The sequence below is a fragment of the Asticcacaulis currens genome, assembly GCF_028550395.1.
In the GTDB taxonomy this organism is placed as follows: Bacteria; Pseudomonadota; Alphaproteobacteria; order Caulobacterales; family Caulobacteraceae; genus Asticcacaulis; species Asticcacaulis currens.
The window spans coordinates 310,153-332,719 of record NZ_JAQQKW010000002.1; the positions used below are offsets into that span (position 1 = coordinate 310,153).

A 22,567-nucleotide genomic window follows, 5' to 3' on the forward strand; every position below is an offset into this window, starting at 1 on the left:
TTTACCGATATGAGCTTTCTCCAACCCTTGTCCATGCCCGATCTGACCGGTACCGATATCCGCGTCGATATTCCGGACGAATTCCGTTTGCAAAGCGGACAGAAACTCGAACAGACCGACGTGGTCGCACGTCTTTATGGCCCCGCCGATGGCCGCGTCGTGGTGGCTGCCGGCGGCATTTCGGCCGGGCGTATCCTGTTTGCCAAGGAAGATTCCACCGACACTGCCCCCGGCTGGTGGGAGGGCGTGGCGGGCCCCGGTGAGGCGCTGGATCTCAACAGGTTTCGCGTCCTGTCTATTGAATTTGCCCCGCGCCTGCCCGCCTCTCAGGTCTATACCATCACCACGCACGATCAGGCACGTTTGGTGAAGCTGATCCTCGATCACCTTGAGGTCGCTCATGTTTTTGCCTTTATCGGCGCGTCTTACGGGGCGATGATCGGGCTGGCCTTTGCCGAGCTTTATCCCGACTATATCGACCGCGTCTGCTGCATTTCGGCGGCGCACAGGGCGCACCCGATGGCCACAGCGATGCGCGGCCTGCAACGCCGCCTGCTGAAGTTCGGTCTCGATACAGGCCGTGAGCAGGAAGGGATTTCACTGGCGCGGCAACTGGCCATGACCACCTATCGTTCCGAAGCCGAATTTTCCGAGCGTTTTGATGGCCCGGCCCCCGACTGGGCCGGCGAAAACTACACGGTTTGCGGCTATCTGCGGGCGCGCGGCGATGCCTATGCGTCGAACGCCAATCGCTGGATATCCATGTCGGACTCGCTGGATCGTCACCGCGTTGACCCGGCAAAGATCAAAGCGAAGGTGTTTCTGGCCGCCGTCCCGACCGACCGGCTGGTGCCCTATTCCGACATGCAGACCCTACATGAGACGCTGAGAGACAGCGTCTTTATCGACTTCCCCTCACTTTACGGACACGACGCTTTCCTCAAAGAAATCCGTCTGGTGTCCGATATTGTTCGCACATCCCTCAACGATTAGCCCGTCTCCCTTTAGGGAGAACGGGCAGGAATGAACATGTCCAGAAAAGACTATCTCAAAGACGCCAAACCCGGCACCAAGGTCATCAATATCGGCATCGACACGGACCGCGCGCATGGGGCGGTCATGCCGCCGATCTACCTGTCGTCCAACTATTCCTTCGCCGGTTTCGGGCAAAAGCGCGGTTATGACTACGCCCGTTCCGGCAATCCGACGCGTGACATCATCGCCGATGTGATCGCCGACCTGGAAGGTGGCGCAGGTGCGGTGATGACCGCGTCCGGCCTCGCGGCGCTGGACCTTCTGTGGCAGGACCTGCCCAACAAACGTGTTATCGTCCCCCACGACTGTTATGGTGGTACGCAACGACTGCTCAACGCACGCCGTCGTCAAGGATTGATCGAAGTCGTCTATGTCGATCAGGGCGACGATGCGGCTATGGAGTCTGCTCTGTCGCAGCCGGCGGGTCTGTTGCTGCTGGAGACGCCGTCCAACCCGCTGATGCGCGTTATCGACCTCGAAAAGCTGATCGCGCTCGGCCACGCGGCCGGGGCGAAGGTCGCCGTGGATAATACCTTCCTGTCACCTGCCCTGCAAAACCCCATCGCGTTCGGGGCCGATTTCGTCATCCATTCGACGACCAAATATATCAATGGCCATTCGGACGTTATAGGCGGGGCGCTGGTCTGCACCACGGCAGAGGACGTCACCACCTATCGCTGGTGGGCCAATTGCCTCGGTTCGACACCGGGCGCGTTTGACTCCTATATGACGCTGCGCGGCGTGCGCACGCTTCTGGTGCGGGTAAAGCAGCAGCAGGAGTCAGCGCAGGCCATTGCCGAATTCCTCGACGCTCACCCAGCCGTATCGCGCGTCTTCTATCCCGGCCTGCCGTCACACCCGCAGCACGCACTGGCGAAACGTCAGCAAAAGGGGTTCGGAGCCATGATGAGTTTCGAACTGTCGGGCGGACTTGAGGCCGTCAAGCGCGTGCTCGAAGTCGTTGACCTGTTCAGCCTAGCCGAAAGTCTGGGCGGGGTCGAAAGCCTGATCGTGCATCCGGGGTCGATGACCCATGCGGCCATGTCGCCGGAAGCGCAGGCTACGGCGGGGATTACCGAGGGCCTGCTGCGTTTGTCGATTGGCCTCGAAGACCCGACGGACCTGATCGCTGCGCTCGACCGGGCCTTGCAGGTGGCCTGACCCTTCAGCGACCCAGACCCTGAAACCGCTTCAGCTTGTCCGGGTTGCGCACGAAATAGATGGCCCTGGCGCGCCCGTCGTGAGTTTCGATAGTGAGCAGATCGCGGGTGCCATCGGTGTGGTGACTGAGCACCGAAAGGGCCCCATTGGCCTGTACATACTCGACCCGCACCACCGTGTGTTGGCGGAATTTCTGGTAGATACCGACCATGAATTTCAGCACCCGGTCGCGGCCTTCCAGCACATTGAGGGCGGCCGACACCTTGCCACCGCCATCGGAATGGAGCGTCACGTCGCGCGTCAGCAGGGCTTCCAGAGCGCTTACGTCTCCGGACTGCGACGCCTCCAGAAAGGCCTCAAGGAAGGCGCGTTCATCATCGGGCGTAACCGCAAACCGTGCGGCAGGTGTTTTGTCGCGCCGCACCGCCTTGCGCGCCCTTGCCGCCAATTGCCGACAGGCGGCGTCGGAGCGCTCCAAAGTGGCCGCTATGTCGGCAAACCCCACGCCGAACACGTCGTGCAGTAGGAAGGCCGCACGCTCCAGGGGGCTAAGCCTTTCCAGCGCGTAAAGCAGCCCGATTGACAGGTCGTCCGACAGTCCCTCTACGGCCCTTGCGCCCGTGAAATCGCTGATATCGTGCAGAGGCTCGGGGAGCCACGGTCCGACATAGGTCACGCGCTGACGATGCGCCGATTTGAGGACATCGAGGCTGAGCCGCGTCACCACCCGCGTCAGGAAGGCCCGTGGATGTACGACGGTTTCGGTATCGCGGGTACGGATATAGGCCTCCTGCACCACGTCCTCAGCCTCAGCGACGGTGCCCAACATGCGGTAGGCGACGCCGATCAGATAGCGGCGATGACTCTCGAAATCGGCGATCATCCCGCGCTCCTATCTGGCCCGGTCCTGCGGATGGACCTGCCGCAATGGCACAGCGATGCGGTTCCAGCCATTGATCTGCGCGATCAGAAAGGTCAGGTCAACCGCGTCCTTTTCGTTAAATTCAAACCGCATGGCCTCATAATCGGCGTCCGGCGCTTCGGTGGTCGAGATCAAGGTCACGCTCTCAGCCCAGGCCAGGGCGGCGCGTTCACGGGGGGTGAACAGGCCCGACTCGCGCCACGCATCGAGCAGCAGGAGCCGCTTTTCCGTATCGCCATCCTTGAGCGCCTCTTCGCGGTGCATGTGCAGACAGTAGGCGCAATGATTGATTTGCGACACCCGCACCTTGATCAGGTGCATCAGCGACGGCTCGATAGCGGTAGTTTTGAAATAGTCTTCGAGCGCCGCTTTGGCCTTATAGGCTTCGGGGGCGACGGCATAGCCATTGATCCGTTGCGACATAACACGTCTCCTTTTCACCGCCGCTTGGGTGCGGCCTTGAAGGCAAGACGAGCCAGCCGAAGCGGTTGTGACAGGACGCCGAAATTATCTGGTCTTCAGGCGGAAAATCTGACGGCCCGTGCCATCGAAATTAGCCGGGTCGAGCCAAGCCTCATAGGCGGAGCGGATGCGCGGCCACTCAGAATCAACTATTGAAAACCATGCCGTGTCGCGGTTTTCGCCCTTCATCACCATGTCCTGGCGAAAGGTGCCCTCGTAAGTAAAACCGAAGCGTTCCGCCGCCCGCACCGAGGCCAGATTGGCCGCGTTGCACTTCCATTCAAAACGGCGATAGCCCAGTTCGTCAAACAGATAGCACCCCATCAGAAACACAGCTTCGGTGGCCAGTGCCGTGCGTTGCAACGCGCGCCCAAACAGCACGGCGCCGATTTCAGCGCTTCCCTGCGCCTCGCGGATACGCATGAAAGAGGCCATGCCCATGACCACCCCGTGGGCATTGAGGATAACCTGTGTTTCCCAGCCTTCCTGCGCGCGCTTGGCTTCGAAGTCGCGCTCAAAGGCCGCTTCGCCCATATAGGGACCGAGCGGCATATAGCGCCACAAATCGCCATTCCCCTCACCACCGGCGACCGCATAGAGCCCCGCCCGATGACGCGCCCATTCGAGCGGTTCCAGACGGCCATACCGGCCCACAATCGTCTTCGCCGCCGGTCGGGGACGCGGCGTCCAGTTTTCAAGACTCATGGCTTATCCCTACTTCCCTTGCCGCCTAAATCATTTTAGCCATATCGACAACGAAAACCGGGAGCGTTTCATGACCTATTCTGCCGCCACTAAGCGTTACGACGCCATGCCCTATCGCCGCTGCGGGGCTTCGGGCCTGAAACTGCCGGCGATTTCGCTGGGCCTGTGGCATAATTTCGGAGATATTGACGCTCTGGCAACGCAACGCGCCCTGCTGCGCGCGGCTTTTGATCGCGGCGTCACCCATTTCGACCTGGCCAATAATTACGGTCCGCCACCGGGCTCAGCCGAGGTAAACTTCGGGCGCATTTTCGCCGAAGATTTCAAGGCTTATCGTGATGAGCTGATCATTTCATCAAAGGCCGGCTGGCAGATGTGGGACGGCCCCTACGGCTCCATGACCGGTACGCGCAAGCACCTGATCGCGTCCTGCGACCAGAGCCTGAAGCGCATGGGTCTCGACTATGTCGATATTTTCTATTCGCACCGCCCGGACCCGCATACGCCGCTGGAAGAAACCATGGGCGCGCTGGCGACGCTGGTCCAGCAGGGCAAGGCGCTCTATGTCGGTATTTCCAACTACGGCCCGGACCTGACGCAAAAGGCCGCCGATATTCTCAAATCACTGGGGGTGCCCCTGCTGATCAGCCAGCCGAACTACAGCCTGCTGGATCGCTGGATCGAACCGGCACTGCTGGAGACTAACGCGCGCAACGGTGTCGGCACCATCGTCTTTTCACCTCTGGCGCAGGGTTTTCTGAGCGACAAATACCTGAGCGGTCTGCCCGAAGACTCGCGCGCCGCCCGCCTCGACTGGGTGCGCGCCGGACTGACCGACGCCAAGCTGGCCCTGATCCGTCAGCTCAATGAGCTGGCAAAGGCGCGCGGGCAATCTCTAGCGCGCCTGGCTCTGGCCTGGACGCTGAAGGATGAGCGCGTCACCTCGACCCTGATCGGGGCACGTACTGTCGAGCAACTGACCGACAGCCTTGGCGCGCTGGACAACCTCGCTTTCAGTGATGACGAACTGGTGCGGTTGGACCAACTGACGCGCGACGCCCTGCCCGGCATTTTCACGGCTCCGCCGAAGTCCACGGGTCAGGATCTGATCGACAATCCGCATTTCAGAGCCTGAAAAAAAGCGCCGGAGATTCGTTCCGGCGCTCCCTTGTTTTCAATCGGTTAGGCACAAAAATCTATTGCGCGACGATGACTTCGCCCGAAGTGGCCTTGTGGATCAGGGTGACGTTGATATTGCCGCGCGTTGCGTTCGAATAGGGGCAGACGACGTGTGCGGCTTCGATCAGGTCGCGCGCCGCTTCGTCCGGGACGCCCGGCAGGTTGACCTTCAGCGTCACTTCGAGGCCGAAACCGTTAGGGATCTGCCCGATACCGACCGATGCGTCGATCGAGGCGTCGGCGGGAACGGCGACCTTCTTCTGACCGCCGACAAATTTCAGGGCACCGATAAAGCAGGCGGCGTAGCCAGAGGCAAACAGTTGCTCCGGATTGGTGCCTTCCCCGCCGCCACCGCCCAATTCCTTCGGCGTCGAAAGCTTGACCGACAGACGGCCATCGTTGGTGGAGGCGGTACCTTCGCGGCCGCCGGTGGCCGTAGCGTGAGCGGTGTAGAGCGCGGTGATCGAGGTGGTCATGGTCAGGTTTCCTTTGCGGTTGAGGTCGATGAAGAACAGCCAGCGGCGTGTCTGAAACCTAGATAGATTGCGCACAATCTTTTGCCAATTGCATTGCGCGCAATTTAATTGATTTTAAGCGATTATTGTGTTATCCCTTTGCCAAGTCAGGAGAAAATCATGTCCTCGCCTCTCATCCCTGCGGAAATGCGGCTTGAAAATCAAATCTGCTTTGCCGTCCACAGCGCCGCCCACGCCTTTGCACAGGCCTATAAGCCCCTGCTGGAACCCTTGGGCCTGACCTATCCGCAGTATCTGGTCATGCTGCTGCTGTGGGAGAAGGACGACCGGTCGGTGAGTGAACTGGGGACGCCGCTGTTTCTGGATTCCGGCACGCTGACGCCGCTGCTGAAACGCCTTCAGACGCAAGGGCTAATCGACCGCACCCGCGACCCAAAGGATGAGCGCGTCACCCGCATCACCCTGACGGATAAGGGCAAGGCACTGGCTAAACAAGGGCAATCCATTCCGCAGGCCATGCTGTGCGCCATGGGCAATATGGACCTGCCGCACCTGATCGCCCTGCGTGATCAGGTTAAGGCCTTGGGCCAGACCCTGCGCGCCGCCTGACGGAGATTTGGCCGCATTGGCGACACAATGCGACCTGTGGGCAAGCCTCCCTTTTCGACAAACCCGAAACAGATCAATGTAATCACGGTCTAATCACGCAACTATCACGGAACCGTGATTACGCCGTGAAAATGACGTGATTTCAGCGCGACATGAAGGCCGCCGCACTCGACTGCGGCGTCAACCTTCGTTTGGGGAGCCCCTCATGTCACCGCGTTGTTCCGGCCGTCTGGCCGTCGTTTTGCTGTTTGCGTCACTGCTCACTCTGTCGGCCTGTTCCAAACCCGCAGAGGAAGCCGCTCTTACCGAAGAAGCCGCCCCCGCTGACGCCGGTGGCGATATAGCCAAATCAACGCGCGTCGATCCGGCCTCTGTTCCGCAACTGGCCTATGATTATCGCTTTGATCTCAGCGCGCCCGACAAAACGGTCAGCGGCATGATGGAGGGCCATCGTGAGGCCTGCGCCGTGGCCGGCCTTACCACCTGTCAGCTTCTCTCACTGAGCAGTCAGAATACGGGTAAGGAGGGGCAGCTTCACACGCTGACCCTGCGCGCCACGCCGCAATGGATCGGCCTCTTCCGCAAAAATCTCAACAACGAACTGAAGGCCACCGGCGCGAAAATCGAGAGCCAGAGCATTGCCACCGAAGACGTCAGCCTGAGCCTCATTGACGCTGAGGCCCATATCAAAAACCAGATGGCCTTACGCGACAATCTTCAAGCGACGCTGCGCAGCCATAAGGGAAAGATGAGCGAAGTCATCGAGTTAAAGCAGCAACTGGCCACGATTCAGTCGGATATCGACAGCGCGCAAACCGCCGTGGCTACAATGAAAAAGCGCGTGGCCATGTCAAAGCTGACCCTGACCTATCGCCCGGCCTCGGCGGTGGCCGTCGATGGCACTTGGGCGCCTCTGAAATCCGCGCTGTCGGATGTGGGGCCTAACATGATCTCGGTGCTGACCGTGATGGTCGCCGTGGCGGGTTACCTGCTGCCTCTAGGGCTTATCGCCGCGCCGGTCATCTGGTGGATGCGGCGCGACCGTAAAGCGGCGAAACCCACGCGCCCCGAACAGATCTGATTTTGAAAAAAAGCACCGCATCGAAACCGATGCGGTGCCTTTCTTTCCGGGATCGAGACTGCGGCCACCCGCAGCCTCCCCTCCCCCCGATTAGAAGTTGAAGCGCAGACCGGCGACGTAGCGCGGGCCGAACTTTTCGAACTCGATAGGATAGATGGACGTGCCACCGTAACGACGGGCCCCCTGATTGCGCAGGTTCGAACCGTCGAAGAACCATTCGAGATTGTTGTTGATCTGATAACGCACCGACAGATCGACTTCTTCGTCTTCATCCCAGTAGATGTCGCCGTTGTCGGCCGGCATGGCCACACCGTTGACAATTGTGCTGCTGCCGATGTCCTGAATCCAGGCCGTGCGGTACTGATAGGCCAGACGCACGGTCAGACCGTACTTTTCATAGATCAGTTGCAGGTTGTAAACGCCGTCCGAGGTGCCCGGCAGGTCGGCCTTGCGCTCAGGCACGATCACCGGAACTGCCTTGGTGCCGATATTGTAGGCCGGGATGGTGATTTCGGAGTCCGCCAGCGTGGCCGAGGCCTTCACACCGAAACCGCCCATCCATTCCGGCCAGCCCAGACCTTCGACCAGCTTTTCGGCGCTTTGCGACGCGAACAGTTCAACGCCCGACAGCTTGCCCTTACCGCCGTTACGCAGGGTGGTGAGAATGTAGGATGAACGATCCGTGTTGCCGGAGTTCAGGATGTCAGAGCCGAAAGTGCCCGATTGGTTGAACAGCACGTCTTCCAGATCCTTGTGGAAGAAGCCCGCCGACAGGAAACCCGTCTCGCCGTAATATTCGAGATAGGCGTCAAAGCCGGTCTGCTTTTCCGGTTTGGCGTTCGGGTTACCGCCCGAGATCGTCTGATCGCCATCCTTATAGGTAAAGCTCGGACGCAGATCGTCATAGTCCGGACGAGAGGCGGTGCGGTTCAGCGAGAAGCGCGCCTTCAGACGGTCAGTGACGTTCCAGTTCAGGTGCACGCTCGGATAGACAAGCGTGTTATCGCTCGACGTATTCACAAACTTCGACAGGGCGCTGGAATAGGCCTGGCCCTTGTTCTCAATGGACTCGACGCGGGTACCATAGACGATATTACCCCAGTCGAACTGGGTGGTGGCCATGATGTAACCGGCGGTCAGGAACTCCTTGACCATCCAGTAGTTATCCGCCGAGTAACCAGCCTGACGGGTGGCCGCACCTTTGTTGATATAGCTGTCCATCAGCGCGTTGGTGTACGGCTGGTTGGTGTAGCGGAAGGTATAGCCCAGCGGCTGACGGCCCTTATAGGGATCGTCGATGGCCAGATCCCCCCACGACGGGATGGCGATGCCGTTGGCGCAGAAGGAGTTGGCGGGGGCACCCGAGGCCGGGCAGACGCCCGAAGAGTTGAGGCCCGACACGATTTCGTAGCGCTCGACATTGTTCTTCTTGGTGCGCGACGTCGTCAGGGCACCGAACTCCAGCTTGGTGCTGTGACCGAAGACATCCGTTTGACGATCAAAGTCGATCTTGGCGGTCAGGGCCTGCGTATCCTCGCCGCCGGTGTCGCGACGGAACTGCTGAAGCAGCATGGGAAACTGTTCAGCGCTAAGAATGCGCTCGCCCTGGGTGCGAGCGGAGGTCGTGCCCGTGGTGCGGAACAGGCGCACCATGTTCTGATCACCGTTGCGGAAGTCATAAACGGCGGTCGGACGATCGGTGAAGGTCGAGGGGCTCTGATAGGCCGCCGACACCGGGGTGTCGCCACCGTTCTTGCCCAGCGTGTAGTTCAGGCGCCACGACACGTCGAAGCCGTACCAGTCGCGGTGCTCGCCGCCGATGGTCGAGGTAGCCAGGATTTCTTCGGAGTCACGATAGTCGATACGTGAGTTCAGACGCGCGCCGTAGGAGATGCCCGACTTGGGATCGGACGCGTTCTGAACCGCGGCCGTGTCGTAACGCACGCCGGCAGCATTGGTGCCCTGATCGAGACGCACGATCCAGTTGTCGCGCAGTTCGTCATCCTTGAACACAGTGGCGATCAGCGAGGCGAAGATGGTGTTCTTGTCGTCGAACCTGTAGTCGGCGCGGGTCGAGAAGGACGAGTTGTAGCGGGTCAGGCGATAGTTCTTGTATTCGAACTCACGCGCGAAACGGCGGCCCTGATCCGCAACCACCGCCGGCAGGTAGGGATCGGTTTCCCAGTTTTCCGTCGCCATGTTGCGGCGATAGTAGGACCCCTGAGCCACGATGCCCAGCTTGCCGCCCAGGAAGATGTTGGAATAGACGAGGTTGGAGTCGATCTCTTCCCCCCCGCCCAGCGTCACATGGCCGAGCCCCAGCTTTCCGGTGATCTTCTGACCCTTATAGTCGAAGGCGCGGCGCGTGCGGATGTCGATATTGCCGGCGACGGTATCGCCCGGCATGGACGGCACGATGGCCTTCTGGATCGTTACCTGAGAGGCGATAGCCGACGGGATGTTATCGAAACGCGAGTCGCGGCCTTCGGCGGACACAACCGACAGACCGTCGAAAGAGATGGTCGCCCAGCGGCGCGGCATGCCGCGCAGGTTGACGTAACGGGCCTGACCCTGATCGCGCTCCAGACCGACGCCCGGCAGACGGCCGATGGCGAAAGCAATATTCTGATCCGGCAGGTTACCGGCATCGTCCGCCGACAGAACGCTGACCAGCGAGTCCGACTGACGCTGCGCCTTCAAAGCGGCCGCATCGGATTCCGCCAGCGGCTTGCGGGCCTTAACGACGACTTCGGTGACCTCTTCAGCTTCAGCGGCCTGCACGACGACCGGAACGGCCACAGCGGCGATCGGCGCCATGGCAGCCGTCAGCGCGAGAAACTTTTCCAATTTCATAATCTATCCCCAGATTGTCCGCACGACATAGATGTATCGCGCCCGTGACGCAGCCAGTAGGCGCCGGGGATGACGAATGAGATACAGTTTTGCAAAGGTTTTGCGACACCGTCACATTCGTGGCTGAAGTGTGGCATTCCTGCATAGCCCATAGGACGGCATGTATTACATCAGCCCTTTGGGTTTAAAAGAGCAATCCCATCTGAACTCGCATTGACGACCCTCAATGCAATCGTTTTAATTCTTGAAACAGACCTAAAAACGGGCTGCGCTTTTTCAAAAATCGGCTACAAGGCAGCGCATGAATTGTTAAAGGGGATAACTGTATGCTGCCGACCCGGAAATTTAAACTTTTTGCGACAATCTCAACGCTTTGTCTTTTATCCACCGGGTTGTCGGCCTGCCTGCACCCTGAACTGATCTCCGACTCCACCAAGATGACGCAGGGCACGGGGACCCCCGTTCTGGCGGCCGCGGAAACCACTGCGGTCGGCACCGTCAATCTGGACTCGGCGGACGATCCCGAAATCTGGGTCGATCCGTCCGACTCCAACCGCGTTGTGATCTATGGCACCGACAAGAAGGCGGGGCTTTATAGCTACGACCTGAATGGCAAGGTGATCGACTTCCTGACCGTGGGCCCGATGAACAATGTCGATCTGCGTAATAACGCATTGGGCCTGCCGGTTGTCGTCGCCGCCTCTGACCGCGTCGGCAATGGCGTGCGTTTCTTCAAGCTCGATCCGGCCACGCTGAAAACGACGGACTGGGGCTTTGCGCCGCTGGCTACGTCTGAGGCCTATGGTTTCTGCCTCGGCAAAACGACGGCGGGCGATCTGGTCGCCATCATGGTGGGCAAGAACGGCGACGTGGCTCAGGCCACGGTTGGCGTCGCTGCGGGCAAGCCGGTCCTGAGCGAAACCCGCCGCTTCAATGTCGGCACGCAATCCGAAGGCTGCGTGGTCGATGATGCCACACAGACGCTTTACATCGCCGAAGAAAACACGGCCATCTGGATGTACAGCCTCGATCCGGCAACGGGGGCTCAACGCAAGGCCCTGATCAGCCTGCCGTCGGACGTGCTCAAAGCCGATATCGAAGGCCTGACCCTGCTGCGTGACGGCCAAAAAACCTATCTGATCGCTTCGTCGCAGGGCGACTCGGCCTTTGCCGTCTGGCGCGTAGAGGGTGAACCCGCCTATCAGGGCCGCTTCTCGGTCTTCCCCGGTAATGGCATCGACGCCGTGACGGGTACGGATGGCGTCGCGGCCTTGGGCGGGCAGGTCGGTCCCTATGCCAAGGGTATCGTCGTCATGCAGGACGACATGGACACCGAAGGCGAAGCGCTTTCGACCCAGCGTTCACGTCAGAATTTCAAGATCGTGGACTGGAAAGAGATCGAAGCGAAACTCGGCCTGAAATAAAACACAAAGCCCCGCCAACCGGCGGGGCTTTTCTTATACCAACGGCCGAAGATGCTGACCGCATCCGGCCGTTGAAGGAACGATACCAAGAGTCATTTTCAATGACCCTTGGTATTATCCGAGTTCTTTGGAGCGTTTTTGTGCCGCCATCACCGCAGCCGTGACAAGTTCGGTCAGCCCCTGCCCCTCCCGCCGCAGTACCTTCAGCGCCGCTTCGGTGGTGCCGCCGGGTGAGGCGACCTTGCGGATCAGGTCTTCGGGGTCTTCGCCCGTCTGATCGAGCAGATTGGCCGCCGAAATCAGGGTGGCGCGTGCCAGTGTTTTGGCATCCGCCGCCGTCAGACCGGTTTCCAGCGCCGCCTGCTCCAGCGCCGCGACAAAGGCATAGACATAGGCCGGCCCCGAACCGGAAACGGCGGTCGCCGCGTCGATCAGGTCTTCGTTGTCCAGCACCACCGTCGCCGCCATCGGTGAGAAGAGATCGGAGGCCGCCTGCAAGGCCACGCCCTCCGACGCATAGAGGCTTGCTACGCCCTTACCGGTCGCGACACCGGTGGTCGGCATAACGCGCGCGACTTTCAGCGGCGCAAACACGCTGCTGAGGTCTTCGGTCCGCACCCCGGCCATCACCGAAATCAACGTCGCATTCGGGTTGAGGTTGCCGTCAAGAATTTGCGCCGCCCCGCGCCAGCTTTGCGGCTTGACGGCGATGATGACGGTGAAGGCGTCGCGCCACACTTCCGGCGACGGGTTAAGCCGCGCCCCCAGACCCGCATAGGCGTGGGCTTCTTCGCCGGGATTGAGGTCGAGAATGATCAGGTCGGACGGCGCGATATGCCCGGCCGCACGCATCCCCTTGAGCATGGCCGACCCCAGCGCCCCCGCGCCAATTAGAAGTATGGGTTTCGCCAGCATTGATGGACCTCAATAAATCTTGAATAAAATGCGAAAAATGCCGACGGGCCGCCCCGAGGCATTTTTCACCGTACAGACCACACAAAAGTACCCGAAGGGCAACTTTTGTGTGAGCGATTAGGCCTCTCCGATTGTCTCAAACAAGCAGGCTTCCAGCGCCGCTTCGGCCGTGGGCGCGCCCTTGAACAGGAAGTCGAAGGCCGGATAAAAGCGATCCACGGCTTCGGCGGCAACATTGATCATGTGCGCCGTCTGCACCTGACCGGGGCGTTCCATCGGGCTCGACAACAGGGTATGGCGGAAGACGATATCGGCGGGCAGACGCCCCGCTTCGCGCATTCCTTCTTCGTCCTCATAGATTTCAAAGTGGCCGAACCAGACACGCTGATTAACCAGCGACAGCAACTGATGGATCGGCGCCACCTTTGCCGGATCGAAGCGCAGGTCGAGCGACGAACACAGTTGCAGGCACTCCCCTTCCGGACGGCAGGAGAACCACATGTCGTGCGACTTCCACAAGCCCGCCAGCGAGAACAGCACCTCGCCATCGGGCGTCCGCTCAAAGGTCAGGCCTTCGTCGGTGAGGATGGCTTCGACCAGTTCGAGCGGGTCGGAAGTCGTGTCGGTATAATCAGCCTGAGGCAGGTCCATGAGAGATACGGGTGTCCTGAGAGAGGTCCAGAGGGCGGGATTACTCGGCCTTGGATTTGAGGCTCTGGATTTCCAGCTTCAATGCGGCGATTTCGGCCAGCATGACCTCCTTCATCGCCTCGAATTCATCGCGGCGGATAAGGTCCATATCGGCGACGAAGCGGTCGCCCTGGGCGCGGAAGGCGGCCTTGGCCTCGTCACCGGCGGCCTGAGCCAGAGACATGGCGCTGGTCGAGAGCTTGGCGAATTCGTCGAGGAAGGGGTTTTTCGACTGCATGGGAAAATCCTTGCGGATAAAGGCCCGGAAAGAGCCTCAAATGAGTTGTCACACTGTGCGCATATAGTGCGAATGGCGACTGAAAGAAAGTTTTTCACGATTCTTGCCCCCCTTCGATGATTCCTTTAGGTCATTGAATACAGTTCACAGGTTTCTGAGCATGACCCTGCCCGACATTGATCCCGTCCTTTTGCACATAGGGCCGCTGGCCCTGCGCTGGTACGCTCTGGCCTATGTTGCGGGTATAGCGGTGGGCTGGTGGTACCTGACGCAACTGATCCGCAAGGAGTCTTTGTGGGCGCCCTACCCCGCGCCCCTGTCGCGCGAAAACCTCGAAGACCTGATTATCTGGATGGCGCTCGGTATCATTCTGGGCGGTCGCATTGGCTATGTGCTGTTCTACGATCTGGCGCCCATCCTGAAAAACCCGCTGCAATTCTTCAAGGTATGGGAAGGCGGCATGTCCTTCCACGGTGGCTTTATCGGGGTCTGTATCGCGGGCGTGCTTTATAGTCGGCGTCACCGCATCAACCCGTGGACCCTGGGCGATCTTCTCTCCTGCGCCGCGCCCATCGGTCTGTTCTTTGGCCGCATTGCCAATTTTATCAATGGCGAACTGTGGGGCCGTACCACAGACGCCCCATGGGGTATGGTCTTCTGTAACAAATATCTCCTTCAGCAATATGGCGGTGTCTGCCCGGCTGGCTATCTGCCGCGCCACCCCAGCCAGCTATACGAGGCCGTACTGGAAGGGATCGTGCTGTTTGTCGTCGGCTATCTGCTGGTGCACGTCTGGCGCAGGCTGCGTCAGCCCGGCCTGATCATGGGCGTATTCGTTGCGGGTTACGGCCTTGCCCGCGTGCTCGTCGAATTTGTGCGCGAACCCGACGCCCAGATGCTGCCCTTCTTCAAACACGTCATCACCATGGGGCAGACCTTGTCGCTGCTGATGATCATTGGCGGCGGCATCGCCATCTGGCTGGCCCTGCGCGGCAAGACCCTGCCCGCCGGATTTACGGCGACACTTGAGACGAAAGCGCCTGATGGCCTCGCTTAAGACACGCCTGATCGAGCAGATAAGGCTCGAAGGCCCGCTGACCATCGCCGACTATATGTGGGCCTGCCTGTTCGATCCGCAGGAAGGCTATTACGCCACGCGCCCGGCTCTGGGTGAAGAGGGCGACTTTATCACCGCGCCCCTGGTGTCGCAGATGTTCGGTGAACGCCTCGCCCTGTGGGCCATGCAGGCGTGGCAGGATATGGGCGCGCCCGCCAAGATTCGCGTCCTTGAAATCGGCCCTGGCGACGGCACGCTGATGAGCGACCTGCTGAGGACTTTTCGCGCCCTGCCCGCCTTTGCGCAGGCCGTCGAGATCGGTCTGATCGAGCCTTCGCAGCCTCTGCGCGCCGTACAGACGGCCAGACTGGGTGAGGTGCGCCACTACGACAGCCTCGACCAAGTGCCGACCGACGCGCCTCTGCTGATCATCGCTAATGAGGTGCTCGACTGCCTGCCGGCGCGGCAATTTCAATTGACGCCCGACGGCTGGTATGAGCGCTGCGTTGGCCTGCACGAGGGCGAGCTGGTCATCGGCCTTGTCCCCGCACCGCAGGATTTCACCGCCCCCTTCGCCGCCGAAGTGGGTCAGGTCTGCGAAGTCTCTCTGGCACAAAACCGCCTGATCGAGGCGGTGGGCGCGCTGATCCACGAGGCGACCGGAGCAGCGCTGTTTATCGACTACGGCCGCGACCGCCCCGAACCCGGCGACACGCTTCAGGCCCTCTATCGCCACCAAAAGACCGATCCGCTGGCCGACCCCGGCGCGCACGACCTGACCCAGTGGGCGGATTTTCCGTCACTGGCGGTGACGGCGCTGAATATGGGACTGGGGGTCAGCCAGATCACACCTCAGGGTGTTTTCCTGCAACGCCTCGGCATTATCGAGCGCTTTGACGAATTGCGCGCAAAAAACCCGGAAGACACCGACCGGCTGGCGCGGCAGGTGCATCGCCTGATCGCGGCGGAGGAGATGGGCGAACTGTTCAAGGTGCTGGCCATCCATTACCCCCGCGACCTGCCGCTGGCAGGCCTTGCGCCCATTCACGCCGAGGCCTAGTACAGCTTAGCCTTCATACCTCCCCAGTTTACTGGGGAGGGGACCGCACGAAACGAAGCGGAGATGCGGTGGTGGGGGCTCTTAATTTCACAGGCACTATAATGACCCTGCCCCGTATCCTGCACCCGCTCCTTGACCTGCCGAATATCCAGCACGGCTTTTTCACGCGGCTGGGCGGCGTTTCACCCTTCCCCTACGAGTCGCTGAATGTCGGGCAAGGCTCCAAGGACACTCGCGACAATATCCTTGAGAACCGCCGTCGCGTCGCCGCCAGCTTTGGCCAGCCGGAGGCGCGTCTGCTCAACTGTTATCAGGTGCACTCCAAAATCGCCGTGACGGTCGATGGCCCGTGGCCAACGGAAGACCGTCCGGAAGCCGATGGTCTGGTCACCACCACCCCCGGCCTGATTTTGGGGGCTTTGTCAGCCGATTGCGCCCCCATCCTGTGGGCCGATCCGGTCAATGGCGTCGTCGGAGCCTGCCACGCGGGCTGGAAGGGCGCGCTGGGCGGCATGATCGAAGCCGAATACGCAGCACTTCTGGCAAAAGGGGCCGAAGCCCGGCACCTGCGCGCCGTCATCGGCCCCTGCATCGCGCAGGCCTCCTATGAGGTGTCGGCCGATTACGAAGAGACCTTCTGCGCACAAGACGCCGACAGTGCCGCCTTCTTTATTGCGGGTAAGACCGCCGACAAGCGCTATTTCGACCTGCCGGGCTTCTGCATGATGCGGCTGAAGCGGCTGGGCCTGACGCAGGTTGCGACCACGGGCCACGACACCTGCGCCGAAGAGGCCCTGTTCCATTCCAACCGCCGGGGCTTCCTGCGGCAGGAGCCGGACTATGGCCGCCTGATCAGCGCCATCATGCTGCGCCCCTGAGACTATGACCCGAGCCTGTGAAACGATTAAGCGTCGTCGCCCTGTGGACGCAGGACCGCAACCCCGCTCAATCCAGTCAGAATTTTAAGGATTTACGACGAATCGGGCTTGCCCCACGGATCGCACCTGTTAAAAGCCGCCGCATGTAAAACACGCACGTGTTTCCCACCCTGCCGCCCCACAGGTTCCCCATGAAATTGCTATCGGCCAATTCCAACCGACTGCTGGCTCAGGCCATCGGCGACTATCTCGACATGCCCCTGACCAAGGCGCGCATCGAACGCTTCGCCGACAAGGAAATCTTCGTCACCATCGACGAAAACGTGCGCGGTGAGGATGTGTTTGTCATTCAGTCCACCAGCTATCCGGCCAATGACAACCTGATGGAGTTGCTGATCTGCATCGACGCCCTGACGCGGGCTTCGGCCAAGCGCATCACCGCTGTCATCCCCTATTTCGGCTACGCCCGTCAGGACCGCAAGACCGGCGGCCGCACCCCCATTTCGGCCAAGCTGGTGGCCAATCTGATCGTGCGCGCCGGCGCGCACCGCGTCCTGACCATGGACCTGCACGCCGGTCAGATTCAGGGGTTTTTCGACATCCCGACTGATAATCTGGTGGCTATTCCCTTCATGGCCAAGGACATCAAGGCCAACTATCCCAATGCCCATGAAATCATGGTCGTATCGCCGGATGTCGGCGGCGTGGTGCGCGCCCGCGCTCTGGCCGACCGTCTGGGCGGTGATCTGGCTATCGTGGACAAGCGTCGTCCGCGCGCCGGCGAATCCGAAGTGATGAACATCATCGGGGACGTGACCGGCCGCAACTGTATCCTGTTCGACGATATCGTCGATTCCGGCGGCACACTGGTTAATGCGGCCAAGGCGCTGATCGACCGTGGGGCGACCTCGGTTTCCGCCTATATCAGCCATGGCGTCCTGTCCGGCAAGGCCATGGAGCGCGTCGAAACTTCGGTGCTCAAGGAACTGGTCATCACAGACTCCATCGAAGCGCCGGAACATGTGCGCAACCACCCCAAGGTCCGCATTGTGGGCGTTGCCCCGCTGATCGGCGAAGCGATCCGCCGCATCGCCAACGAAGAGTCCGTTTCCAAACTTTTCGACTGATCGCACGGTCCATTGCCCACCGCCAAAAGGGCGTCTTTTCAGACGCCCTTTTTATTTTAAATTAGGGCGATATTAACCCTGTCGCGCAGCGCGCGTCTCACAGAAATGTTATTTCCATTTTCCGGCGACTCACGGACGTGCACGGTTAAAAAAGCCATATTTTTGGCGCTTTTATGAGGACTTCTGCTGTCAGTTGAATTATTCCTGACAGCCTTGTGGTCGGCCGTTTTGCCGGTATCATGCCCTCGCCGTCCGGGTGGGGCAAATGGTCCGACCCGTAGCACCTGACATAAAGAACAGATGTGCAGACGCTTTGGCGCAGCCTCTGTTTTTCTGCGCCCGGGGGCCCAGCCCCGACAACCGACGTCTCGCATTTCGCCCGCCGCTTCGGGCATCCGTTTTGGGGAGTTTAGTATGAAATTCACGACCGGAACCGGCCGCAGGCCGATCTTCTTGGCCGTCACTGCGTCGATTATGGCGCTCAGCCTGGCCGCCTGTCAGACCGATGCACCGCCTCCCGCGCCTCCCCCGCCACCGCCCGCATCCGCTGGCCCGCCGGTGTCGCTGGCCCCGGCCATTTCGGATGCCGCTTCGGTCTATGTCGCCTATGTCGAACAGGCGCGCGGCATGAGCCCCGATTTCAACGACGCCTCCATGGTTCAGGCCAAGCTGAGCCAGGGTGCCTCCTATGAGCCCAAGCAACTGGCGCGGGGCGCGATCGCCTATGCCGCCATCGTCGCCATGCAGGAACCGGCCTTCCGCTCACAACTGCGCGCCTATGCCGCCGACGCGACCGCCCGTCAGGAACTGGTGACCAAGCTGTTCAGCAACCCCGGCTATGCGGCGGGCATACCCGGTGCCAATATTGCCGCGCGACGCGTGATCCTTGCCCTCTCTTCGGACGGCGAAATGCTCTACACCAAGGGCACGGCGATGAAGCAGGCGGCCTACGCGATCCAGAAGCAGGCCTGGTCCAAGGGCGTGCTGAGCGATCCGGCGGGCCGTCTGGCCGCCACCAAGCTGTCGTCCTCAACCAGCCGCGGCGTCGTTTCCGATCAAAGTGCGAAGCTGCTGACGGCCGCCCTGACGGGTGAAGGCCTGACGACCCGCGCCAATACGGGCGGGGCGACGGCAGATGCGGCCGCCTATAATGCCACAGCTTCGTCCGGTTCGGCCGCACAACCGCTGAGCAGCACCGGCACCGCTGCGGGGTCTTTCGATCACGAGGCCCTGTTCAACACGCCCTATACCTACGGCGTCAACCGTGCCCTGGCCATCGCGGCCATCTCCATTCTGGGCGAAGGCACTGGTCCCAATGAAGAGGCCGTCATAGCCCTGCTCAACGAACAGAAGGCCCCGCGCTGCCTTGGCGAATCAAAGCTGAACCTCAACCAGTGCCTGGCGGCGTCGCGCTTTCACTTCGACGACGTCTTCTGTGTCGGTCAGCACATCATGATGGACACCGGCAACTGCATCGGCGAACTGTCCTCCAATGCCCTCAACCTGTCGCCGGACCGCGAGGTCACGCTGAAGGCTGACGGCACCGAGGAACTGAAATACGCCAATGCCAAGCCGTATCTGAAGCCGGAGCCAGTCAAGAAAACGGCCTCAAAGAAGACCTCCGGCAAAAAGGCATCCACGCCGGCCAAGAAGAAGTCGTCTTAGGCGTCATGAGGGAAACCCGTTTCCCTCATGAGCGGCTGTCTTTAATATATCGAGGAAAAATCCCTCAGGGCGACCACAGAAAGCCCTTGAGGGATTTTTCGGCTTTCGGGCAGCCGCGACGCGCCGTTTTGCTATCAAAACCACAAATTTGATGGTTTTCGGCGGTTGCGTATCGGGACGTTAGCGTGTATCTACGCGCCCTCTTGAGATTTTCGGGGTCTCCCCCACGCCGTGTCCATTGTGTTGCCCGCGCCTCCCTTACGGAGGTTTCAGAGGGCGGGCATTGAAACCGACGCGGCGCATTTTGTTTGAGGAACAGGCTAATGGCCGATATCGTACTAGACGTTGAAATCCGTGAGCGCACCGGCACCGGCGGCGCCCGCGCCACCCGCAATGAAGGCAAGGTTCCGGGCATCCTGTACGGTGGTGACAAGGCTCCGGTGGCCATCGCCGTGAAGCTCAATGAATTCCGCAAGGCGCTCTACACGGGCAAGCTGGCCGGTCACCTCGTCACGCTGAAGTACGGCGAAGAGACCCAGAAGGTCATCGCCAAGGCGATCGACTTCCACCCGGTCACCGATGTGCCGGTTCACTTCGACCTCTATCGCGTCGATGAAACCCAGACCATCAAGATCAACGTGCCGGTTCACTTCAAGAACCACGACGCCTCGCCGGGCCTGAAAAAGGGCGGTGCCCTGACTGTGGCTTTCCACGAGCTGGAAATTCAGGTGCCCGCCGGTCACATTCCGGAAGACGTGATCGTGGACCTGTCGGGTCTCGACATCGGCGCTTCGGTCCACGTCGGCGATCTGAGCCTGCCGTCGGACGTCACCGCCGTTCAGGGCAAGGACGTCGTGATCGCCTCGATCACCGCCTCGGCCGCTGAAAAGAGCGAAGAAGCTTCCGCCGAAGCCTGATAAGGGCTTTTACACGGAATAGGATAAAGCCCTGTCCTTACCCTAAGGACAGGGCTTATTTCTGTGTGCAACCCGACGAATCCGCTCCGGGTCTGTGCATTTCGGCATGTTCGTTCTGCCATTTTTTTGATTAGATCACCGTTCATTGAGTACGGAATCGATTTGAGCTGATCGGAGCCCGCCTTGTTTCTTGTCGTTGGTCTTGGCAATCCAGGCACGCAATATGCGAAGAACCGGCACAATATCGGCTTCATGTTTATTGACCGCCTGATCGACAGCCCCGACTTCGGTCCGGTGCGCAAGAAGTTTCAGTCCGAAGTCGCCGAAGGGTCGGTCGATACGCCCAAGGGGCCGGCGAAGATACTGGCCATGAAACCGCAAACCTTCATGAATCTTTCGGGTAATGCGGTACTGGAAGCGGCGACCTTTTATAAGATCAAACCCGACCACATCCTTGTATTCCATGACGAACTGGACCTGGCACCGGGACGCTTCCGGCTGAAAATGGGCGGTGGCCATGCGGGCCATAATGGTTTACGTTCCATTATGGGACATCTGGGGCCGAATTTCGTGCGCGGGCGCATGGGAATCGGGCACCCCGGACAAAAGGAACTGGTACATAGCTGGGTCTTGTCGGACTTCTACAAGGCCGAGGACTGGGTTGAGCGTTTGTGTGACGCCTGCGTCAAGGCGCTACCTCTGGCGCTCTTGGGGGAAAGTGAAAAATACATGACCGAAGTGATGCGTTTGAGCCCGGCTCCGAAATTCGATCCTAAAAAAGTCGTTCAGTAGGACTTAGAAGGTTAGACGATGCCGACCGCGCCTCAAATCGTTCTGACGACCTTTGGTTCGCTGGGGGATCTGCATCCCTTCATGGCGTTGGGCCTTGCGCTGAAACGCCGTGGGGTGTCTGTCGTCCTGGCCTCGCACCCCGACTATGAAGGCAAGGTCGAAGCCGCCGGATTGAAATTCCTTGCCTGCGGCCCCAGCATGGAAACCTATCGCCAGAATCTGGGCATAGATGCCGCGCAGATCATCCGCCATTTTTCGCAAGACCACGGCTTCATGCTGAAGCATCTCGTGGCCCCCTATATCGAGCAGGGACTGTCGGAGTTGCGGCCCATTGTGCGGCAGGCCGATCTGGTCGTTTCCTCCTCCTATGCCTATACGGCGCATCTGGCGGCGCGCCTCGAAGGCCGCCCCTTCTCGACCGTCGCCCTGCAACCGGCTGTCATGTTGTCGGCCTATGATCCGCCCAAGCTGAAGGACGCGCCTCTGGTGCTGTCGCCGCGTACCGAACTGGGGCGGCAATATAACCGCGCCATCTTCTGGATCGGCGAAAAGAAGCTGGCGGGCTGCCTCGCGCCCATCCGCGCCATCTACGCCAAATACGGCATCGACATGGAGATCGGCCTCGGCGGGGTACAGTCGGATCAGATGACGCTGGGCCTCTATTCGCCCCTCATCGGCGATGTGGCGCCGGACTTCCCGCCGCATACCGAGATCGTCGGCTTCCCCTTCTTCGACTCGGAAGACGGTCGTCGTAGCGAACTGCCGCCGCAGTTGGAAGCCTTCCTGTCCGCCGGTCAGGCACCACTGGTTTTCAGTCTGGGCTCTACGGCGGTCTATGATGGCGAGGACTTCTACCGCACAGCGGTCAAGGCGGCAAAGGCGCTGCGTCAGCGCGCCGTGCTGCTGGTCGGCGGTCAAAGCCCGCTGCTCAATGACGACTTCGGACCGGATATTCTCTGCGTCCCCTATGCGCCGCATTCGCTGCTGATGCCGCGCGCCCGCGTCAATATCCATCATGGCGGCATCGGCTCCACCGCTCAGGCCCTGCGCGCCGGGCGGCCGCAACTGGTCACGCCGGTTTTTGGCGATCAGTTTGACAATGGCCGCCGCATCGAGCGTCTGGGGGCTGGCCTGTCGATCACCTTTGACCGCTGGCATAAGCACTCGGCCATTCGTCTGCTGGATCGCCTGCTCTCGGACACCGCCTTCGCCGGCAAGGCCGCCTCTGCGGCCGCCGTCGTGGCGCAGGAAGACGGGGCCGAACGCGCCGCCGAGCGCCTTATGCAAAGCCTGTCGGTGACGGTTTAATTATACCTCCCCA

At 60.5% G+C, this 22,567-nt stretch carries 22 protein-coding genes; 14 read left to right on the forward strand and 8 right to left on the reverse strand.

Going from position 1 to position 22,567, the window contains the following annotated elements:
• Nucleotides 1–9 precede the first annotated feature (9 nt).
• Nucleotides 10–993, forward strand: coding sequence for a homoserine O-succinyltransferase MetX (metX, locus tag PQU94_RS04570; protein ID WP_272740312.1), 984 nt, complete (start codon nt 10–12; stop codon nt 991–993).
• Between the two features lie 36 nt (nt 994–1,029).
• Nucleotides 1,030–2,196, forward strand: coding sequence for a cystathionine gamma-synthase (metB, locus tag PQU94_RS04575; protein ID WP_272740313.1), 1,167 nt, complete (start codon nt 1,030–1,032; stop codon nt 2,194–2,196).
• A 4-nt stretch (nt 2,197–2,200) separates the two neighbouring features.
• On the opposite strand, the gene sigJ is transcribed toward metB, so the two are convergent.
• The 3 genes from sigJ to PQU94_RS04590 all read right to left on the reverse strand — a co-directional run bounded on the left by sigJ (nt 2,201) and on the right by PQU94_RS04590 (nt 4,285).
• On the reverse strand, nt 2,201–3,079 hold the full coding sequence (sigJ, locus tag PQU94_RS04580; RefSeq protein ID WP_272740314.1) for an RNA polymerase sigma factor SigJ: 879 nt from the start codon (nt 3,077–3,079) through the stop codon (nt 2,201–2,203).
• 9 nt (nt 3,080–3,088) lie between these two features.
• A complete protein-coding gene (locus tag PQU94_RS04585) occupies nt 3,089–3,541 on the reverse strand; it encodes a carboxymuconolactone decarboxylase family protein (RefSeq protein ID WP_272740315.1) in 453 nt (150 codons plus the stop codon).
• Nucleotides 3,542–3,625: 84 nt separating this feature from the next.
• Complete coding sequence (locus PQU94_RS04590; protein WP_272740316.1) at nt 3,626–4,285, reverse strand: GNAT family N-acetyltransferase; 660 nt, start codon at nt 4,283–4,285, stop codon at nt 3,626–3,628.
• Nucleotides 4,286–4,355: 70 nt separating this feature from the next.
• Between PQU94_RS04590 and mgrA the strand changes: the two genes are divergently transcribed.
• The gene (gene mgrA / locus PQU94_RS04595) at nt 4,356–5,420 is read left to right on the forward strand and encodes an L-glyceraldehyde 3-phosphate reductase (RefSeq protein ID WP_272740317.1); all 1,065 of its coding nucleotides are present in this window, start codon (nt 4,356–4,358) and stop codon (nt 5,418–5,420) included.
• 61 nt (nt 5,421–5,481) lie between these two features.
• On the opposite strand, the gene PQU94_RS04600 is transcribed toward mgrA, so the two are convergent.
• A complete protein-coding gene (locus tag PQU94_RS04600) occupies nt 5,482–5,940 on the reverse strand; it encodes an organic hydroperoxide resistance protein (RefSeq protein ID WP_272740318.1) in 459 nt (152 codons plus the stop codon).
• Between the two features lie 159 nt (nt 5,941–6,099).
• Here PQU94_RS04600 and PQU94_RS04605 point away from each other — a divergent pair, with 159 nt between their 5' ends.
• Both PQU94_RS04605 and PQU94_RS04610 read left to right on the forward strand, forming a co-directional pair.
• The gene (locus PQU94_RS04605; protein WP_272740319.1) at nt 6,100–6,549 is read left to right on the forward strand and encodes a MarR family winged helix-turn-helix transcriptional regulator; all 450 of its coding nucleotides are present in this window, start codon (nt 6,100–6,102) and stop codon (nt 6,547–6,549) included.
• A 205-nt stretch (nt 6,550–6,754) separates the two neighbouring features.
• Nucleotides 6,755–7,630 carry a DUF4349 domain-containing protein gene (locus PQU94_RS04610; RefSeq protein ID WP_272740320.1) on the forward strand — a complete coding sequence of 292 codons (876 nt, stop codon included), beginning with the start codon at nt 6,755–6,757 and terminating at the stop codon, nt 7,628–7,630.
• Nucleotides 7,631–7,720: 90 nt separating this feature from the next.
• On the opposite strand, the gene PQU94_RS04615 is transcribed toward PQU94_RS04610, so the two are convergent.
• Complete coding sequence (locus tag PQU94_RS04615) at nt 7,721–10,483, reverse strand: TonB-dependent receptor (protein ID WP_272740321.1); 2,763 nt, start codon at nt 10,481–10,483, stop codon at nt 7,721–7,723.
• A gap of 326 nt (nt 10,484–10,809) precedes the next feature.
• Between PQU94_RS04615 and PQU94_RS04620 the strand changes: the two genes are divergently transcribed.
• Nucleotides 10,810–11,907, forward strand: coding sequence for a phytase (locus tag PQU94_RS04620; protein WP_272740322.1), 1,098 nt, complete (start codon nt 10,810–10,812; stop codon nt 11,905–11,907).
• A 114-nt stretch (nt 11,908–12,021) separates the two neighbouring features.
• On the opposite strand, the gene proC is transcribed toward PQU94_RS04620, so the two are convergent.
• The 3 genes from proC to PQU94_RS04635 all read right to left on the reverse strand — a co-directional run bounded on the left by proC (nt 12,022) and on the right by PQU94_RS04635 (nt 13,750).
• Nucleotides 12,022–12,822 carry a pyrroline-5-carboxylate reductase gene (proC, locus tag PQU94_RS04625; RefSeq protein ID WP_272740323.1) on the reverse strand — a complete coding sequence of 267 codons (801 nt, stop codon included), beginning with the start codon at nt 12,820–12,822 and terminating at the stop codon, nt 12,022–12,024.
• A 117-nt stretch (nt 12,823–12,939) separates the two neighbouring features.
• Nucleotides 12,940–13,473 (reverse strand): type III secretion system chaperone family protein, encoded by a 534-nt coding sequence (locus tag PQU94_RS04630; RefSeq protein ID WP_126419956.1) that lies wholly within the window; start codon nt 13,471–13,473, stop codon nt 12,940–12,942.
• A gap of 40 nt (nt 13,474–13,513) precedes the next feature.
• Nucleotides 13,514–13,750, reverse strand: a complete 237-nt coding sequence (locus PQU94_RS04635; protein WP_013478665.1) for an accessory factor UbiK family protein — start codon at nt 13,748–13,750, stop codon at nt 13,514–13,516.
• Nucleotides 13,751–13,910: 160 nt separating this feature from the next.
• Here PQU94_RS04635 and lgt point away from each other — a divergent pair, with 160 nt between their 5' ends.
• The 8 genes from lgt (at nt 13,911) to PQU94_RS04675 (ending at nt 22,554) form a co-directional block, all read left to right on the forward strand.
• Complete coding sequence (gene lgt / locus PQU94_RS04640) at nt 13,911–14,807, forward strand: prolipoprotein diacylglyceryl transferase (protein ID WP_272740324.1); 897 nt, start codon at nt 13,911–13,913, stop codon at nt 14,805–14,807.
• A complete protein-coding gene (locus PQU94_RS04645) occupies nt 14,794–15,867 on the forward strand; it encodes a class I SAM-dependent methyltransferase (RefSeq protein ID WP_272740325.1) in 1,074 nt (357 codons plus the stop codon). The genes lgt and PQU94_RS04645 overlap by 14 nt, the downstream gene beginning before the upstream one ends.
• A gap of 101 nt (nt 15,868–15,968) precedes the next feature.
• Entirely contained in the window at nt 15,969–16,745 is a 777-nt protein-coding gene (gene pgeF, locus PQU94_RS04650) for a peptidoglycan editing factor PgeF (protein ID WP_272740326.1), read from the forward strand.
• 191 nt (nt 16,746–16,936) lie between these two features.
• On the forward strand, nt 16,937–17,872 hold the full coding sequence (locus tag PQU94_RS04655) for a ribose-phosphate pyrophosphokinase (protein WP_272740327.1): 936 nt from the start codon (nt 16,937–16,939) through the stop codon (nt 17,870–17,872).
• 414 nt (nt 17,873–18,286) lie between these two features.
• Nucleotides 18,287–19,537, forward strand: coding sequence for a hypothetical protein (locus PQU94_RS04660; protein ID WP_272740328.1), 1,251 nt, complete (start codon nt 18,287–18,289; stop codon nt 19,535–19,537).
• Nucleotides 19,538–19,860: 323 nt separating this feature from the next.
• Complete coding sequence (locus PQU94_RS04665) at nt 19,861–20,454, forward strand: 50S ribosomal protein L25/general stress protein Ctc (RefSeq protein WP_272740329.1); 594 nt, start codon at nt 19,861–19,863, stop codon at nt 20,452–20,454.
• A gap of 183 nt (nt 20,455–20,637) precedes the next feature.
• Entirely contained in the window at nt 20,638–21,246 is a 609-nt protein-coding gene (gene pth, locus PQU94_RS04670; RefSeq protein WP_272740330.1) for an aminoacyl-tRNA hydrolase, read from the forward strand.
• 18 nt (nt 21,247–21,264) lie between these two features.
• A complete protein-coding gene (locus tag PQU94_RS04675) occupies nt 21,265–22,554 on the forward strand; it encodes a glycosyltransferase (RefSeq protein ID WP_272740331.1) in 1,290 nt (429 codons plus the stop codon).
• The last annotated feature ends 13 nt before the right edge of the window (nt 22,555–22,567 follow it).